The 12,352-nt window shown below is 69.9% G+C and carries 13 protein-coding genes and 1 pseudogene; 8 read left to right on the top strand and 6 right to left on the bottom strand.

Going from position 1 to position 12,352, the window contains the following annotated elements; translation table 11 throughout:
- The first annotated feature begins 173 nt into the window (after positions 1 to 173).
- The 3 genes from ACFV61_RS26980 (at position 174) to ACFV61_RS26970 (ending at position 1,404) form a co-directional block, all read left to right on the top strand.
- Positions 174 to 620 (top strand): hypothetical protein, encoded by a 447-nt coding sequence (locus tag ACFV61_RS26980; protein WP_380424371.1) that lies wholly within the window; start codon positions 174 to 176, stop codon positions 618 to 620.
- Between the two features lie 398 nt (positions 621 to 1,018).
- Positions 1,019 to 1,213 (top strand): hypothetical protein, encoded by a 195-nt coding sequence (locus ACFV61_RS26975; protein ID WP_380494369.1) that lies wholly within the window; start codon positions 1,019 to 1,021, stop codon positions 1,211 to 1,213.
- Positions 1,210 to 1,404, top strand: a complete 195-nt coding sequence (locus ACFV61_RS26970; protein WP_380424369.1) for a hypothetical protein — start codon at positions 1,210 to 1,212, stop codon at positions 1,402 to 1,404. The genes ACFV61_RS26975 and ACFV61_RS26970 overlap by 4 nt, the downstream gene beginning before the upstream one ends.
- Here the strand turns inward: ACFV61_RS26970 and ACFV61_RS26965 are convergent.
- Positions 1,398 to 1,634, bottom strand: a complete 237-nt coding sequence (locus ACFV61_RS26965; RefSeq protein WP_063351744.1) for a hypothetical protein — start codon at positions 1,632 to 1,634, stop codon at positions 1,398 to 1,400. The two genes, ACFV61_RS26970 and ACFV61_RS26965, sit on opposite strands and share 7 nt — an antisense overlap.
- Before the next feature lie 373 nt (positions 1,635 to 2,007).
- Between ACFV61_RS26965 and ACFV61_RS26960 the strand changes: the two genes are divergently transcribed.
- Positions 2,008 to 2,622, top strand: coding sequence for a hypothetical protein (locus ACFV61_RS26960; protein ID WP_380494367.1), 615 nt, complete (start codon positions 2,008 to 2,010; stop codon positions 2,620 to 2,622).
- 286 nt (positions 2,623 to 2,908) lie between these two features.
- Here the strand turns inward: ACFV61_RS26960 and ACFV61_RS26955 are convergent, their stop codons facing one another.
- Both ACFV61_RS26955 and ACFV61_RS26950 read right to left on the bottom strand, forming a co-directional pair.
- Entirely contained in the window at positions 2,909 to 3,418 is a 510-nt protein-coding gene (locus tag ACFV61_RS26955) for a hypothetical protein (protein WP_063351740.1), read from the bottom strand.
- A 634-nt stretch (positions 3,419 to 4,052) separates the two neighbouring features.
- A complete protein-coding gene (locus ACFV61_RS26950) occupies positions 4,053 to 5,483 on the bottom strand; it encodes an alkaline phosphatase family protein (RefSeq protein WP_380494365.1) in 1,431 nt (476 codons plus the stop codon).
- A gap of 507 nt (positions 5,484 to 5,990) precedes the next feature.
- On the opposite strand from ACFV61_RS26950, the gene ACFV61_RS26945 reads away from it, so the two are divergent.
- Positions 5,991 to 6,431, top strand: a complete 441-nt coding sequence (locus tag ACFV61_RS26945; protein ID WP_380345399.1) for a hypothetical protein — start codon at positions 5,991 to 5,993, stop codon at positions 6,429 to 6,431.
- Positions 6,432 to 6,693: 262 nt separating this feature from the next.
- Here ACFV61_RS26945 and ACFV61_RS26940 read toward each other — a convergent pair whose 3' ends face one another.
- The 3 genes and pseudogenes from ACFV61_RS26940 to ACFV61_RS26930 all read right to left on the bottom strand — a co-directional run.
- Positions 6,694 to 6,987, bottom strand: coding sequence for a DUF1330 domain-containing protein (locus ACFV61_RS26940; protein ID WP_380494363.1), 294 nt, complete (start codon positions 6,985 to 6,987; stop codon positions 6,694 to 6,696).
- Positions 6,938 to 7,975: an MFS transporter gene (locus ACFV61_RS26935; protein WP_380494371.1), complete on the bottom strand. Its 1,038-nt coding sequence runs from the start codon at positions 7,973 to 7,975 to the stop codon at positions 6,938 to 6,940. Before ACFV61_RS26935 ends, ACFV61_RS26940 begins: the two co-directional genes overlap by 50 nt.
- An 83-nt stretch (positions 7,976 to 8,058) precedes the next feature.
- Positions 8,059 to 8,442, bottom strand: a pseudogene (locus ACFV61_RS26930) (helix-turn-helix domain-containing protein); the annotation flags it as partial.
- Between the two features lie 198 nt (positions 8,443 to 8,640).
- On the opposite strand from ACFV61_RS26930, the gene ACFV61_RS26925 reads away from it, so the two are divergent.
- The 3 genes from ACFV61_RS26925 to ACFV61_RS26915 all read left to right on the top strand — a co-directional run bounded on the left by ACFV61_RS26925 (position 8,641) and on the right by ACFV61_RS26915 (position 11,913).
- Entirely contained in the window at positions 8,641 to 8,952 is a 312-nt protein-coding gene (locus ACFV61_RS26925; RefSeq protein WP_380486711.1) for a hypothetical protein, read from the top strand.
- A 752-nt stretch (positions 8,953 to 9,704) separates the two neighbouring features.
- Positions 9,705 to 10,154 (top strand): hypothetical protein, encoded by a 450-nt coding sequence (locus ACFV61_RS26920; RefSeq protein ID WP_380494361.1) that lies wholly within the window; start codon positions 9,705 to 9,707, stop codon positions 10,152 to 10,154.
- Between the two features lie 247 nt (positions 10,155 to 10,401).
- Positions 10,402 to 11,913, top strand: a complete 1,512-nt coding sequence (locus ACFV61_RS26915) for an HNH endonuclease (RefSeq protein ID WP_380494359.1) — start codon at positions 10,402 to 10,404, stop codon at positions 11,911 to 11,913.
- The last annotated feature ends 439 nt before the right edge of the window (positions 11,914 to 12,352 follow it).

Here is a 12,352-nt window from a genome sequence, read left to right as displayed (position 1 = left end):
ACACCCCCACCCCCCCCCCGCGGGGCCGCCCCCGAGCACACCCCCCCACCCCCCCCCCCACCCACCCCGCCACCCCCCCCCCCCCCCCCCGCGGCCGCCCCGCCCCCCCCCGCGGGCCCCGCGTCGGCACGCGGCATGGCAGGGTGAGCCCATGACCTCCCTCAGAAAGGGCGATGCCGCGTAGGCCGCCCGGCGCCCTGCGCGCCCAGACGCGGTACGCGCGGGGCTCGCAGCCCCGACCGTTCAGCCAGATCCGAGGCCTGCGGCGCAACGCCCAGGCCGCCGTACGACGCCTCGAAGCCCGGCGCTTCGAGCCCGGGTACCTGAGCAGGGCGCTTGGCCAGTACGAGGAATTCCTGCGCCAGCCCGGCCGGTGGCTGTACGTGCCCCTGCCGGACTGCCCCTGCCACGACGTCCTCGGCGCGCGCGACGAGATCGAGGCGATGCTCCCCGCCCTGCTACCGCGCGCCCGCTGCGAGTTGGGGCGGATCGTCGCCGGGCTCGACACAGAGTTCGAACGGCGCACGCTGCCGGACCCGTACGCCGCCCGGCGGCCGTCCTCCGTCCGGCCCGACGCGTCGGGGCGGCCATGGTGGTACCGGCGGCTGACCGGGCCGTGAGGGGCTGTCACCCTGGTGGGCGGCGGTCGTTGCTGGTCCTGCCACCAGAAACACGAGGAGTGCGACTCCGCCTCCAGCTCAAGCCGACGCTTAGCTTGTGATTTATCGTCCGGCTTCGAACAGGTGGGCCGGGTGATCACTCGTCCGGGTGTTCCCGGGACGGCGGTGCGGCCTTCGCGTGGTCCTGAACTCGACCAAGAGGAACAGGATTTGACGCGAAGACCGTGATGGTGAGTCTGGGCGAGTCTGGTGGAACAGGGCGGGCAGTGCGAGCCGTTCGCGGAACTGTCACGCTTCCGGGGGGTCTTCTACGACTGCCCGAGTGGACCAATCCGGGCCGGCCAGAGCGCCACGCCTACCCCACTGCGCACTCAGCAGGAGAGGAGCTTCCGCTGGAGATGACGGCGTATCACCGCTACCGCACGGTGCCCCGCTTCGCGATCGACCTGAGCGGCAACCAGGACGGCACCATCCTCACCGCCTACGCCGCAGAGCTGCCCGATGTGATGGACCTGATCGCCCGTTGGGCGCCGGTCGTGCAGGCCCTGGCCGCAGCCGCTCTCGGCCCCCACCCCCAGGACGGCGGTCGGTGAGCGCCCGCAAGCTCACCAGCGGTGGGTTGGTGCTGTCGGCCGTCGGCGACGGCCCGGGTGGCGATCCCGCCGACCGCCGCGGCCTCCAGTACGGTGCCGGTTTCCTGCTGGGCGTCGGCGAGGCGTTCAGTGATGATGGTGGGCCGCACGACCGGCGGCCCACCATCAAGTGCGTTCCGGCGGCTCAGTAGAGGACTACGGAGAGCCGTGCCGGGCCGGTCTCGGTGGTGGTGTCGCAGAAGTAGACGATGGCCTGGTGGCTGTTCACATACGCCTGGCCGGCCGCGTGGCAGGCGGCGGCGGTCGGGTATATGCCGATGTAGGTGTAGGTGGACGCCTGGGCGGTCGGGGCGGCGATCAGGGCGCCGCCGGCCACGACCCCGGCCACGGCCACAGCGGAGAATGCCTTGCGAAGAGACATGAGTGGTCTTCCTCCCAATGGTGAGCGCCGGGGCCCGTGCCCCTGCGCTTCGCCGAGGAGCCTCCTCCGAATGTGAAGGCGAGGCAATGGTCGAGACCAATTCCGACCGGAAGCGGTGTGGTGTTTCTGTGACGGCGCAGGTCACGAGCTCGCCTGACGGGCTGGCGATCATCTTTCGGACAGTTCTTGCACTGTCCGGAACCTGACAGTCCGTTTTTACTGATTCGCCAGGATAGTCCCAGGCCGTTTCCCTGGTAGGAGCGCTTTCACGCCTGGGCTGGGACAGTTCGCGGACACGGACCCGGCCGCCACGAGATCCTGAGAACGAGTCCGTGCCGCAAGAACCAAGAACCGGCGGCTGATGGGAGTAGACGTGAACATCGAGGAGAGGCTGGACCGGCTCGCCGTAGTGATCGGACCGCCGCCCCTGGGCGGAGTGGTCCCGGTCCCGTGGGAGCTCGGGCCCGAGGTGCTCGGATTCCAACTGCCAGCGGACTACCGGGCGTTCGTCGACCGATACGGGATGGTCAGCATCAGTGACGAGCTGCACATCTGCACACCATCGGCGGCGCCCAGTCCCAAGATCGGGCAGCCGCTCGGCTTCGCGGGATTCCTCTACTACACCACGGATCCCTATGGATACACCGCCATGCTGGCCCAGGCCTACCAGGAAGGGGGCTACGACGAGTGCCCGTATCCGCTGTTCCCGGCCGAGGGTGGGCTTCTGAAGTGGGGCAACAACTGGAACTCCGACCAGTTCTTCTGGCTGATGCGGGGCCCGGATCCGGACCGATGGCCGGTCGCTGCCAAGTTCGACTCGATGCGGGAGTGGGATCTGTTCGAGGGTGGCTTCGTGGAGTTCCTGCTGGCGGCGGTGACGAAACAGCATCCGTACCACGGGGACATTGTCCCCGGCGGGATGAAGGAGGTCGATGACGGCCGCGCCTATCGCTTCGGGGGTGACTGGTCGAAGCAGCTTCTGGAGTGAGCCCACGAACATGGTCAACGGCCAGGTCGGGGTGCTGCTGAAAGTCCTCGGACGGCCGGGGAACTGTACGACGTGGAGTCACCCCGAGGGCTGGACGGTAAATCACCTGCCCGCGCGTCACACCACCGGCGTTGCCTGCCCACCGCCGTCTCGCCAGCACCGTGGCCGAAGCGCTGTACACAGCCCTGAAACGCGCCGTCCTGCCGCCGTGCTGACGGCGCTGGCAGCGGGTGGAAGCCGATCCTCCCGCCCGCTGACTCCGCTCACCCGGAAGGGGGAGGCGCCGTCAACCTCGCTCGCCAGGATCGGCGGCGAGGCGGCCGAGCATCGCCATCACGGTGATCCGCGCGTCCTTGTCGTTCGTCACCGTGCAGTGGGCATCGACGCCTCGCGCGTCCGGTGCTTCATTCGGATCGGTCAGGCCGATCCGGATCAGGTCGACGGCATACTCGCGGCACTGGGAGTAGTCCTCTGCGGCGCGGACCGCCTCGACGTGGTCGATGTGGCCGGGGTCCGCAGCGCGCAGCAGCGCGGGGGTGGGCAGCGGGCCCAGTGCCTCTTCGATCCATTCCGAGACGGTCTCCCGGGGGCAGCCCTGTTCCAGCCGCGAAGTGCTCGCCGCGGTGAGCGCCAGGTGGATGAGGAGCGTCCCGAACCAGTTGGCGGCCTCGGCCGGGGGCGTGTCCGTGCCCGTCGGTGGCATCACGGCGCGGTACAGCGCAGCGGGGTCATCGGTGTGTGCGGCGGCGGCGACCGCCTTCACGGCGCTGCCGAGGGCAGCCTGGTCGATGGTCACGTCGGTGCTCTTTCCCTAGTCGGCAGCCGTCAACTTACCGCTCCGGCGCGGTCGAAGGACCCGTTAACGGACATTCTGTGGAATCAGCTCTGTCGAGGAGTGGTCGTCATCCGGTGGCTGTCGCGATCTGTTGTCCGGCTGCTGTGGCTGTTGCTCGTGCAGCGGCCTCTTCAACCTGGCGTCGGCCGGATTCACCTCGGCTCCAGATGAATGCGCGCCAACGACGTGGCGCGTCGCTGCTCCCGGAAATCGGTGGAGGGCCGGGGATCCTGTGGATCATCGCGCCGGCCGGTTCGTTCAAGCAGGGTCTTCGCACGAGAGGAAAGACCGGTGAGGTCATCCAGTATGTGCATCCTGCACTTCTTTTCCCAAGACAAGGGTATGGATTCGCAGGACCGCACGGTACCCGGTCGAAGTGGCTTCGATGCAGTTCGAACCCCCAGCGGCCGTGGCCGTCGCGGGTTCAACATGGGCCTCCCGGACGGCACTCTCGGGGACGGGCGGCCACGTTGACGATCGGCAATAGCGTCGCGGTGGCTGGGTCGCCGCTCCGGCCCGAGACACGGCCGGGCCGGCGGTGCGCAGCGGCCTTCGGTCCGGGCCCTGGCCGAAGGCCGCCGATTGTTACTGGGCGTTATCGGGGCAGGTGCGGCCGGTCGCCGGGCTCCTGGGTGGGGAACCGTTGGCCCGCGCCCGGAAGGGCGGGCGCCGGATAGTTCGCCACCTCGTACTTGGCCAGTTCGAGCTGCTCGGCGGTCGGGGGCAGCGCCGGGGCCCTGCACGCGCCGCCGTTGAACTGGAAGGCGGAGGTCAGGTCCCCGAAGGCGTTGCGACGCCAGTCGGTGACGGTGGTCGACCGGACTCCGGTGAACCGCTCCAGGAACTGCAGCACCGAGGTGTGGTCGAAGGCCTCGCCGGCGACCCAGCCGCCCACCGTCCAGGGCGAGATGATGATGCACGGCACTCGGAAGCCGCCGCCGATCGGCAGGCCGCCGACGAACTCGCCCGGCGTCGCGGCCGGGGGCACCGGCGGCGGCACGTGGTCGAACAGCCCGTCGTTCTCGTCGTAGTTGAGGATGAACACCGTCTTCGCCCAGACCTCGGGGTTCGACGCGACCGCCTCGATCTTGGAGGCGACGTAGTCGGCACCGGCGGCGGGCAGGTAGTCCGGGTGCTCGGACTGGTAGCTGGTCGGCAGGATCCAGGAGACGGCGGGCAACCGGTTGTTGCGCGCGTCGTCCTCGAAGGTGCCGGCCGGCCGGGCGGTCATGCCCTTGCGGTGCAGTGCGCTGCCGGGCGCGGCCTGCTGGAAGCTCCTGAAGAGCGAGAGCATGTTGGTGCCGTAGTTGTCGGCTTCCTGGTAGACCTGCCAGCTGACGCCGGCCGCCTCCAGCTGTTCGGGGTAGGTCTTCCAGGTCAGCGGCTCGGGCGCCGAGTTCTTGATGATCGGGCCGCCCTGGCCGCCGTCGGCTCCGATCGAACCCGTCATCCAGTACAGCCGGTTGGGCCAGGTCGGTCCCTGGACCGAGCAGAAGTAGTTGTCGCAGATGGTGAACGACTCGGCCAGGGCGAACTGGAAGGGGATGTCCTCCCGGGTGTAGTACCCCATCACGTACGGGCCGTTGACGCCGTCGGCGGACCGGTGCGCGGGCAGCCACCGGTCCATCTTCCCGCCGTTCCAGGCCCGGTGTTGCACCGACCAGGAGTGGCTGGTGGACGGGATCGCCTGGGCGCTCGTGGTGCGGGTGTCCAGGTGGAACGGCAGCAGGTAGCCGTCCGGGTTGACGCTGTCGGGCTGGTAGAACACCGAGCGCCCGTTGCCCAGCCGCAGCGCGTTCGGGTCCGCGAAGCCGCGAACACCGGCCAGCGTGCCGAAGTAGTGGTCGAAGGACCGGTTTTCCTGCATCAGCAGGACCACGTGCTCGACGTCCCGCAGCGAACCGGCCTTCGGCACCCCCGCCGCTACCGCCCGCTGGACACTCGGTGGCAGCAGGCTCATCGCCGCTGCCGCTCCCATCGCGCCGGCCGCCGATCCCAGCAGCCTCCGTCGGGTTATTCCGGACATCAGCCCTACCCTCTCCGTCGCGCCGGTGCGCGTGCGGGATGTCACCGCACCGGACTACCTGTGGCTTTCCCCCAGGAGCTCCGAGGCAGTGGAGATGACGGATGAACAGCCAAGGAATGTCAGGTACCCGCCAGGCGCTGTAGCCGCCCCCGGACCGCACTGCTGGCAGCTCCCAAGGAATGTCCGAACGCCGGGCGGGGGCGGCCCGTACGGCGATGGCCAGGCGGTGCATCACCCGGTCCGAGCGGGGCCGGCCGAGGACCATCGCCCTTCTCTCATCTCCCACTGCCCGGCCGCGATCAATCGGACGACCACGTTGGTGCCGCCCAGACCCGAAGACAAGCGACGTCACTACTGCCCGATAGACCCGGAAACGACAAGTTCGCGGAAGTGTTCAGCGAACGGAGCTCCTGGAACGCATGGGACAGGTGGGCCTCCGGGGCACGGTCACCTGGTTGCCGAGGCCCTGGTGCGCGGGGTGGCGGCCGGGCAGGCTAGTTTGTCCGGGTGAGTCTCCTTGATGATGTGGCCAAGCGCGACGGCTGGCGATGCTGGGTGTGCGACGAACCGGTCGACCCCGACAAGTCGGTGAACGATCCCAGGGGGCCCAGCGTCGACAGCCGGACCGCCGACCGGAAGGCCAAGGTCGCCGAGCGGCTCGCGCACCGCGGGTGCAACAGCCGCAAGGGCGCGGTCAAGGTGGTCATCGCCTGGCCGGACCGCCTGTACGTGGCCGAACCCGCGCCGTTGATCACCGTTGCCGCGAGGCTGGAGCGCAAGGGCGGCCGCGAGATGGTGGGCCGTTGTCCGACCAGGCAGGACGCCCAGGAAGCGGCGGATTGGCTGGTGGACCGGTTCTCCCGACTGACACCGGGGCTGCCGGTGACCGCCGACATCGAGGCGGGCGGCGGCCAGTTCCTCGTCATCCTGGCCACCGGCCGCCGCTGACCGGGGACCACCAGCGCACACTCGCGCCGAGCTGAACCGTCGGCCCACATCGACCCGCCCTGACGAAGGCTGACCCACGGCCGCGTGACGGGCTGCTGCCTGCTCTGCGCCCTGCTCGTCCTGATGAACCTCGAACTCGACCGCTGACAGGCGATCAAGGCCGAAGACCGCCGCCCACGGCCGGCACGAGCACCCACGAACCCCGCCGCACCAGCGGAAACCAGGATGGTGGATCTTCAGTGAAGATCCGACTGGACCTCGGTCAGTCGATGCCTTCGACGATGCGGAAGTCGCGCCCGACGCCGTCGGAGAGGGAGACCAGCGCCTCCTGGTAGGCCGCACTCTCGCGGGCCGCGGCGGCCTGCTCGAAGCTGTCGAACTCGATCAGGATGGTGCGCTCGGCGATTCCGGCGTCGTGTGCGACGACCCGACTGTCACGGGCGAGGACCCGTCCGCCCCCGGCCTTGACGGCCGGACCGGCCAGCTTGTTGTAGGCAGCCAGCTTCTCAGGGTCTGAAATGGTGCGGTAGACGCTGACCCAGTACCCCTTGGGCATGGAACCTCCAGTGTTGGGATGGTGCATCTGACTTACGGGTTGGTCTCGGACGAGCGTCGGCGGGCGAGAGCGAGGCGTGAGCTTGCCGGCGACGAACCCCAGCACCGAGAACGGGATGAGGACCAGCCCGGCGACGAAGGTTGTCAGCCCGAAGCCGTAGCCGGCGCCGTGCGGCGTCTGCGCGTACCGGGTGATGAGCGTGAGCAGGAGGTACATGCCGATCCCGCCGACGAACATGGCGAGGTTCGCCCCGGCGGCCGCCGGGTGCCGCACCGCCCGCACATCGACCAGGGGCGTCGTGCTGCGCAGCTCGATGACGGCCCAGACGCAGAGGAGCACCACCGCGACGACGGCGAGGCCTGCCACCACGGCGAGGTGCCGGCTCCACAGATTCCGTTCGCCGGCGAGGAACAGCACCAGGAGCAGCGCAGCGGCCGCTTGCCACGTCCACGTGGGCGGAGCGGTCTTCGGGGGCTTCGGGCATGGAGCGCCACGCGGTCAGGAGGGCGGCGGCGGTGACGACCAGGCCGAGGCCGTAGGCGGCCCGTACCCCGCCGAGCTCGGCGAGCAGTGCGGCCAGCGGGTAGCCGACGCCGGCCCCGATGATCGAGACCACCGAGATCAGGGCGATCACGGCCGCGCTGCGCTCCTCGGGGAGGTGGTCCCGGGCCACGCCCATCATCAGCGCCGTCAGCCCGAGCCCGACGCCCTGGGCCGCCCTGCCGGCCAGCAGCCACGCGAACGGCAGCGGCAGCACGGTGAGCGCGCTGCCGGCGACGACGACCGCCAGCGTGGCGAGGATCGTGGCCCGCCGGTGCGGGCCGGCTCCGAGCCGGCCCAGGACCGGCGTGGCGACGGCGCCGCTGAGCAGCGCGACGGTCAGCGTCCACTGCGCGCTGCCGAGCGAGACGTGGAACGAGGTCGCCACGCTGGTGATGAGCGGCGTCCCGAGACTGGCGACCGCCGCCACGACCAGAGCGATGAACATCAGGGCGGGGACCAGCAGCCGCGCCTCGGAACGCGCCACCGGGAACGCCGCCGCCGCGACCGCGCCGACCGGCTGCCCGGTCACTGCTTCGGCCCTTCGCGGTCCTGGCTTTCGAGCCCTGCCAGATGCTTCAGCGCCGGAAGGGCCGCCACCAGCGCCTCGACCTCGTCGCCGGTGATCCGCGCGAGTGTCCACCGCTGGTCGACCCGGCCGTGAACCAGCGGGCCGCTATCCAAATCCCGTTCCAGTCTGGAGACCTGTGCGCCGCTGAGCCTCGACTATCCCGGTGTTCCTTTTGAGAGAACTCCGGCTTCGCCGCGCTCGCACCACTGCCGGCGCCAGCGCTTTACGGACCGCTCGCTGACCCGCAACGAGGCGGCGATCTCCCGGTTCTTCTGCCCTCCTGCGAAGCGTTCCACGGCCTGGAGCCGGACCCGCTCCCTTGCGGCCCTCCCAGCGTCGGTCAACCCGCCACCGTGTGCGTATCTCACGCCCCCAGGGCTATCGGAACCACCCAACAGCTGTCAGGTGAACGGCACCGAAGCCGCTCGATCAAGTTCGGTGGTGGCTTGGAACACGTGATCACGTGTGTGAGGATCAGGCCGCGTACGCCTGTGGACGGTGTTCGCGTGTGAGACCGCCCTCAAGGGCAAGAAGAGGTGGAGATGTTCGCTGGGGGAACTGCGCGGCTGCTGGTCGGAAACGACGGTGAAGCGCCGCTGAAGCTGGCCGTGGAGCCCTGGGCGGATACCTACCGGATTCCGCCGGGGCAGACCCGCGCCATTGTCACTCACTCACCAGCAGGCGACGGTTCCTGGTCCGGGACGTTGCGTGGGGACGAGCCCTTCCAGGTCGACCATCGGCGGGATTCGGTCACGGTGTGGGCCAACGGCCACTGCTTCCACCTCAATGACATGCTGGGCAACGCGATCGATGCAGCCGACTGGCAGTGCCCAGTTCAGGGCCCGGACTCGTGAAGGCGGCTCGGAGCGGCGGCTGATCACGTGCTGGCAGGTTCCGACCCTGGAGTTCGCGGGCGAGGTCTTCGGCAAGGCTGTCCTTCTCGGATCAAGAGTTGATCTTGTCCTGTTGCTGGCCGAGAGCAATGGCTTGCCCGCCAAGACGAATTCCTGCCGGCCGACGTCAGGAGCACCATTCTGCGCTGCAGCGCGGAAGCGGGATTCGGCCCCGATGCCGCGTGCTGACCCACTCGGTCCCAAGGACCGTGCCGTCCAGGCCGGGCTGGTGCCGATCATGAGGGCGGACAACTGGCCCCTGTCCGAGGACTACAGGCTGGCGGCGCTCGTGTGCTCACCAAGGACCTGTCCGCCTCCGGGGTGGCCCCGCTGGATGTCAGTGGGCAAGTGGAGAAGGGAGGATCAGCACCACGCGACGGGGGAGCGGCCCGGTCGGGTCGACCAGCCGCCGTCGGCCCGGTTGGGGGGTGCGGGTGCGGGGGGAAACGTTCCGCTGGCCGGTGTGAACAGTAGCCCCGATGCCAGCCGACCAGGCCCTGGGCCGGACGGTCCTCGACTGCCCGCCGGCGGACGGCGCCATCTGGATGCGCTGGACTGGCCATGACGGCATTCGCGCTCTCCACCACGGCGCCGGCCTCGCCCGCGGAGAGTGCCCATGCGTCGTGTCGGCCCGGACTCGCGGTCATGGCGGTCGGCGAGGTGGAATGAGTCCGACCGGACCATAGGTCTGACGAGTGGACTGGAGTGCTTGGGTGGGGACGATTCTCAAGGGCGTAAGCCGTGTGCGCTGGGACGAGTTGAAGCATGCCTATGGATCTGCGGCAGATGTTCCCGGCGTGCTGTCGCGGATCGCATGGGGCGACGCCCTCGCGAGTGCGGCAGCCCTGAGCGATCTCGCCCTGTGGATTGGTGAGTTGGCGGTCTTCGATGCGACTGCCGCCGCTGCTCCCTTTCTGTGGGACCTCGCGGTCACCGAGACCGTGACGTCGCGGGCCGGGGTGATCGAGTTGCTGCAGACGATCCTCGAACACGGCAATCCGCGGCAGCCGAAGGTGCAACTGGAAGCCCACCAGACCGTGCTGAGCCGCCGACCGACAGCGGACCGGCTGACCCACGACAGCGACCCTGCGGTGCGAGTAGCGGCTCAGGACCTGCTGGCCGCGATCGACAGCCACCCGGGCGAGTCCTGCTGCCGGGCCTGACACAAGAGCCTTCCTTGGCACTCCGGTGTCGGCCGTCGGCCTGGTGGTGCTCCTCGCTGCCCGTCTGGGATCTCCGGGGATCGCTCGACGCCGGCCTTGTCCCGGGCCCGCTGCGCCCCCGGCTGCGGTCGCCGTCCGGGACCACGGGGGCCTCCGGACGAGAGGCAGCCACCGGACGGCTTCTGTCGGTGACGGGTGATAGATGTTCACCAGGGCCGGGTGGCATGGCAGACAGGGGGAGGGCGCAGTGTCGGATGTGGTGATGTGCGGTCCGTTGGGAGATATCGCGCGGCAGGCAGGGCTGCAGGACGGTATCCACACCGAGGACGTCTATGCGGCGGCCCTGTGCTGGTGGGCGGCCGCCGTGGCCCCCTCGGCGGTCCTGCCGGTCGGCCACATGGAATGGCCTTGTCTGGTGTGGGGAGCCTTCCTGGCCGACGACGCCCGGCCTCCACTGGTCACGGCCCTGGCCACAGCCGGTATGGACTCCAGCCGTTTTCGCCGGCTCACCAGCCACCACGACATCACCACCACGGACAGGCTGCGGGCCGCTTGGCGCCGGTCCGCCCGGAGTACCCGGCCCGGCACCGGCTTCTCTCTGCTGCTCACCGGCAGCCCTGTCAAGCACCGCCCGTCGAGGACGTTTTCCGATGACTCCCTCGCGTACGCGTTGCGTACGGCCTGGGACGGCGACGAGTACCGCAACCTCGAACATCAGCGTCGTTCGCGCGCGGGCGGCCAGGCGGGGGAGGCCCCCAAGATCGGGGTGCTGTGGGAGATGCCGGCGGGCGACTGGAGGTACAGAGCACAGACGGAAGCGGCCTCCTCCAGCAGATTCCTGGTCTTCCGCCGGAAAGAGGTAATCCCCGGCGCCACGCTCCCCGGCCGCCGGATAGTGCCGGTGGCTTCCCAGGCCGTCGAGGGCCTCGCCCGGATCTACGACAGCCTGTCGCACCAACAGGTGCAGTTCACGATGACGGGTGAGGCCGCCGCGAAGTTTTGGCCGGTCCAGCTCAGCGCTGCTCGCTTCGACGACCAGGAGTCCCTGCCGGAGGACCAGTTCGTCCGACTGGACGCCCACACCCACCGGATCGCGGCAGCGCTCGCCCTCGCCGAGGACACGGACGTGATCACCGGCGGCCACATCGAGGCGGCATGGTCCCTGGTTGCTCGTTCTGGCCGGGATCGGGCCCGATTGCTCTGCCCTGATGCCCTGGACCTCGTCGGCGGCATTCTCGACGAGATCGGCGGGCAGGTCCGGACCGCGACCGGCTCGCCGCAGGCCCTGCCGCTGGGAGAACTGTTCCCGCCGGGTGGTCTCCATGCCGCCAGCGCGCCCGCCGCGGTGCCCGCCAGCGGGGTAAGGGACAGGAAGGGCCGGGTCAGGCGTGACGGGGCGGTCGTTCAGGACGTCAAGGACTGGTACGGCAACCAGTGCCAGATGTGCGGCAGCGTCCTGGGAATCCCGGGACCACGCCAGACGATCAGCGAAGGTGCTCATATCCGCCCGCTGAGCCAAGGCGGACCCGACTATACCGGCAACGTCCTGTGCCTGTGCCCGAACTGCCACACGCAGTTCGACCAGGGCGGCCTCTACCTGACCGACGACCTGCGCGTCGTGGAAACGGTGACCGGCACAGTGCGGCAGCGTCTGGAAACGGAGCCCGGCCATGACGTCGGCCTGGAGTACGTTCGCTGGCACCGTGCGCGATGGGCACGGTACATCCAGCCCGTCAGGCAGACGGGCGGAGGGCGCTGACGGACGCTATGCCATTGCGGAGAGGCGGAGTTCGCGGGCTATGGCCGCGCAGCTGTCCGTTGCCGGCGACCGGCTGGGCTCGTTTGATGCGGGGCCGGCTGCACGGCCAGAACCGGGCGGCTCGCCCACACGGCTACGGGGCTGCCGAACGGTGACGGTCGTCGACCTCCAGTACCACCCGGATCACGCGGCAGCCGGGGCGTCGGCGTTGGTCAGCCCGGGAGTCGGACCCGCTGGAGGAGCCACTGCGTATCCTCGCTGTCAGCCCGGGAGGCCCAGCAGGTCGCGTAGGGCCTGGTCCTCTCGGACAGCGCCGGGTGGAGCCGCCCGTTCGAGGGCGGCCACGAGTCGCGGGCGGGGGCCCCCCCCCCCCCCCCCAACCCGGGGACACCGCCGGCCCCCCCGGGGGGGGGGGGCACGGCCGGGGGGGGGGCCCCCC

Origin of the sequence: Kitasatospora sp. NPDC059817 (assembly GCF_042731835.1) — a bacterium.
Lineage (GTDB): Bacteria > Actinomycetota > Actinomycetes > Streptomycetales > Streptomycetaceae > Kitasatospora.
The sequence above is the reverse complement of the archived record's forward strand: the minus strand, read 5'-3'. Positions and strand labels throughout refer to the sequence as shown.

Bases quoted from the DNA above. Each gene is read 5' to 3' on its own strand.
- ACFV61_RS26935 (WP_380494371.1), bottom strand. From the start codon at position 7,975: ATGTTCATCGCTCTGGTCGTGGCGGCGGTCGCCAGTCTCGGGACGCCG.
- ACFV61_RS26965 (WP_063351744.1), bottom strand. From the start codon at position 1,634: ATGTCTCTTCGCAAGGCATTCTCCGCTGTGGCCGTGGCCGGGGTCGTG.
- ACFV61_RS26940 (WP_380494363.1), bottom strand. From the start codon at position 6,987: ATGCCCAAGGGGTACTGGGTCAGCGTCTACCGCACCATTTCAGACCCT.
- ACFV61_RS26980 (WP_380424371.1), top strand. From the start codon at position 174: ATGCCGCGTAGGCCGCCCGGCGCCCTGCGCGCCCAGACGCGGTACGCG.
- ACFV61_RS26925 (WP_380486711.1), top strand. From the start codon at position 8,641: ATGTTCGCTGGGGGAACTGCGCGGCTGCTGGTCGGAAACGACGGTGAA.
- ACFV61_RS26975 (WP_380494369.1), top strand. From the start codon at position 1,019: ATGACGGCGTATCACCGCTACCGCACGGTGCCCCGCTTCGCGATCGAC.
- ACFV61_RS26950 (WP_380494365.1), bottom strand. From the start codon at position 5,483: ATGTCCGGAATAACCCGACGGAGGCTGCTGGGATCGGCGGCCGGCGCG.